Source organism: Terrabacter sp. P5_B1, from assembly GCF_056400505.1.
The window spans coordinates 1-3967 of sequence record NZ_JBFULD010000363.1; the positions used below are offsets into that span (position 1 = coordinate 1).

Consider the following 3967-nt stretch of genomic DNA (forward strand, 5'->3'; position numbering starts at 1 on the left):
CCCTCGCTGCCGACGCCACCGACCACCTCGTGCGGATCGCCGGCGGAGACGCGCGCCGCGCCCTGACCTCGCTCGAGGCCGCCGCCGGCGTCGCCCTCGACGCCCAGCCCGCCGGCCGCCTCTCCGACGACCCCGTCGAGATCACCCTGGCCCACGTCGAACAGGCCGTCGCCCAGGCGGCCGTCCGCTACGACCGCGCCGGCGACCAGCACTACGACGTCGCGAGTGCGCTCATCAAGTCGATGCGCGGCAGCGACGTCGACGCCGCCCTGCACTACCTCGCCCGGATGCTCGAGGCKGGGGAGGACCCCCGCTTCATCGCGCGCCGCATCGTCATCTCCGCGAGCGAGGACATCGGCATGGGCGACCCCACGGCCCTGCAGACGGCCGTTGCCGCGATGCACGCCGTCGCCCAGATCGGCATGCCGGAGGCGCGGATCATCCTCGCCCAGGCGGTGGTGCACAACGCCATGGCACCCAAGTCCAACGCGGCATACCTGGGGATCAACGAGGCCATCGCCGACGTCCGCGCAGGTCGCGGCGGCGTCGTCCCGGCCCACCTGCGGGGGAGCGGCTACGCCGGAGCCGAGCGCCTCGGCCACGGCAAGGGCTACGTGTACGCCCACGACGAGCCCGACGGGGTCGCCGCGCAGCAGTACCTGCCGGACGACCTGCACGACGCCGTCAGCTACTACCGGCCCACGAACCGCGGCTTCGAGGAGCGTCTCCGGGCCCGCTGGGAGTGGCTCTCCGGACGGCTGGGACGCACGCCCGGACGCTGACGCCGACGGGCCCCGAGGTCGGATCGACGAGATTGTTGCGGGCCTGTCGAGCACGGACGGACGTTGTGCGGCCTCGCGAGCGGTCGGTAACGATTTGTCATCCATGCGCGTCTCGATGCTTGGACAGCGCGAATCCGTGTGGCAGGCTCACGTCGTCCCGGCAGGGCTGCACCCGGACCATCTGGTGAGCCCCCGAGGATGTCCCGGATGACGCAACCCCGGGTCGGATGTGATCCCACAAGGATGGAGACAACGCGTTGAACGCTATGCCGGAGCCCTCAGCCGAAGTGCTGACCGAGGAATCCGAGGGAAGGCCTTCGACGCCGGTCCGTGAGCACCAGGATGTGCGCACCGGACGGTCGCCCGGCCAGGTCGCCTGGGCCCGGCTCAAGAAGGACAAGGTCGCCATCGTCTGCTTCGCGATCATCCTCTTCTTCATCCTCGTGGCGGTCTTCGCGCCGTTCCTCTACTCCCTCCAGTCCGTCGACCCGATCACCGGCGCCAAGGCCGACCCGTACACCGTGCACACCGAGCTCGTCGACCTCAACGGGCTCCCGACGGTGGGCATGAGCTCGGCGCACTGGCTGGGGGTCGAGCCGCGCCTCGGACGCGACCTCTTCGCTCGCTGGGCCACCGGCGCTCGCCCCTCGCTCATCATCGGCTTCGTGGCTGCGGCCGCCTCGACGATCATCGGCGTGACGCTCGGCCTGATCGCCGGCTACCTCGGCGGCGTCGCCGACAAGGTCGTCTCGTGGGTCATCGACTTCTTCCTGTCCCTTCCCATCCTGCTGCTCGTGCTCGCCATCGTCCCGATCATGCAGAAGAGCCTGGCCGGTAGCGGCGACCTCACGCCCGACGAGACCTCACGTATCCGGTTCGTCGTGCTCATCGTCATCCTCTTCGTCTTCGGCTGGATGGGCCTGGCGCGACTCGTACGCGGTGAGGTCAAGAGCCTGCGTGAGCGGGAGTTCGTCCAGGCGGCACGCGCCATCGGCGTCCCGACCCGCTCGATCCTCTTCCGCGAGATCCTGCCCAACCTCGTCGGCCCGATCATCGTCTCCGCCTCGATCGCCGTCCCCGCCTACATCACCTACGAGGCCACGTTGAGCTACCTCGGCGCCGGCCTGGTCGAGCCGACGGCCTCCTGGGGTCGCACCATCGCCGACGCGCAGAACCTCTTCTCGACGTATCCGCTGTGGCTATGGCCCTCGGTCATCGGCCTGTCGCTGCTCGTGCTGGCCCTCAGCCTGCTCGGCGACTCGATCCGCGACGCGTTCGACCCCACCAGCCGCCGCTGACCCCACCGGGTCGCGGTCACCAGATGTTCTCGGCAAAAACGCCGGGACAAGCACAAGGGAGCAAACAAGATATGCGCTGGACCAAAGTCCTGACCGTGGGAGCCGCGGCTTCCCTCGGCTTCGTCGCGGCCTGTGGTGCACCGGCTGCCAACAACGGCACACCGGGTGCCAGCAACGGCAACGGCGGCAAGGTTGACACGGCCGGTGCGGCCCTCGACCCGAACGCCAAGGGCCCCGCCCCGGAGATCTCCGGTGCGAAGAAGGGCGGCATCCTCACGGTGCCCTACAGCTCGACGCCGGCCAACCTGGACCCGAGCGACCAGTTCTACCAGGACACGGCCGTCATCTTCTCGCTGACGCACCGCGCCCTCACGACGTACGTCTCGCGCGACGGCAAGCAGGTGCTCGTCCCGGACCTCGCCACCGACCTCGGCAAGGCGTCCGAGGACGGCCTGACCTGGACCTTCACGCTCAAGGACGGGATCAAGTACGAGGACGGCACCCCGGTCAAGGCCGCGGACATCGTCTTCGCCGCGAAGCGATCGTTCGACCCCGACCTCGCCGCCAACGGTCCGACCTACCAGCGCGAGTTCTTCAAGGGTGGCGCCGACTACCAGGGCCCCTACAAGGGCGACAAGAACTGGAAGGGTGTCGAGGCTCCCGACGACAAGACCGTCGTCTTCCACCTCGAGAAGCGCTTCGAGACGCTGCCCTACTTCGTCTCCTTCAACCAGTTCACGCCGATCCCCGAGGCGAAGGACAAGAAGGCCGACTACCAGCTGCACCCGCTCGCCACCGGCCCGTACATGTTCGACAAGTACACCCCCGGCACCGAGCTCGTCCTCAAGCGCAACCCCAACTGGGACCCGGCCACCGACCCGGCGCGCCACAACTACCCCGACGGCTTCCACTTCAAGTGGGGCGTCGACACGATCAAGACGCAGACGGCCATCCTCGCCTCCAACGGCGACGACGCCACGAGCCTCAACTGGGACGCCATCGACTCCTCGCTCATCCCGCAGATCGAGGGCGAGAAGAAGGCCCAGTTCGAGGAGGGCCCGTCCTCCTGCGTGCTCATGGTCAACCTGGACGCCCGCAAGATCCCGCTGCCGATCCGCAAGGCGATCGCCGTCGCGTGGCCGTTCGACTCCATCCACAAGGCCGCCGGTGAGACGACGCACTCGTTCTCGCCCGCCAGCACGATCATCCCGCCGCAGATCCCCGGCCACATGGACTACACGGCCGAGGCCGCTGCCGGCGTCAAGATGAACGGCCAGGGCGATGGCAACGCGGAGATGGCCAAGAAGATGCTGGCCGACGCCGGCTACGGTCCGAGCAAGCCGTTCGAGCTCATCTACTACTACACGAACGACGACGACACCGCGCAGAAGGTGAACCAGGTCCGCAAGCAGGCGCTCGAGAAGGCCGGCTTCAAGGTCACGGACATCGGCGCCCCGAACAAGGAGCGTCGCAAGCTCGTCGGCGACCCCAAGGGCAAGTACAACATGCTCCAGTCGCCCCGTGGCTGGTGCTTCGACTGGCCGTCCGCCGACTCGATCATCCCGCCCACCTTCGGCACCATCGCGCTGTCGCAGGGCGGCACGACCTTCGGCAACTTCTCCGACGCCAAGATCGACGCCGAGATCAAGCGCGTCCAGCAGCTCTCGATCACCGAGCAGGGTCCGGAGTGGGGCAAGATGGACAAGTGGCTCACGGAGACCTACCTCCTGGCCATCCCGGACAACAACGACAAGGGCAACTCGGTCTTCGGCACGAAGGTCAAGAACGTCCACAACAACCCGAACAAGGGCATGCCCGACCTCACCGACGTCTGGCTCGACCAGTAAGTCGGCAGTGACAGCCCTCCTTCCGGAGGGCAGGACCTGA

3 protein-coding genes are annotated in these 3967 nt (G+C 68.0%); all 3 read left to right on the forward strand.

The features are described from left to right. Positions 1-782 (forward strand): AAA family ATPase (locus AC1DP0_RS19185; protein ID WP_478087595.1); only part of this gene is annotated, 782 nt, incomplete at its 5' end. A gap of 344 nt (positions 783-1126) precedes the next feature. Continuing rightward, a complete protein-coding gene (locus AC1DP0_RS19190; RefSeq protein WP_478087597.1) occupies positions 1127-2080 on the forward strand; it encodes an ABC transporter permease in 954 nt (317 codons plus the stop codon). A gap of 71 nt (positions 2081-2151) precedes the next feature. Then, on the forward strand, positions 2152-3927 hold the full coding sequence (locus tag AC1DP0_RS19195; protein WP_478087599.1) for an ABC transporter substrate-binding protein: 1776 nt from the start codon (positions 2152-2154) through the stop codon (positions 3925-3927). Positions 3928-3967: the final 40 nt, after the last annotated feature.

Bases quoted from the DNA above. Each gene is read 5' to 3' on its own strand.
- AC1DP0_RS19195 (WP_478087599.1), top strand. From the start codon at position 2,152: ATGCGCTGGACCAAAGTCCTGACCGTGGGAGCCGCGGCTTCCCTCGGC.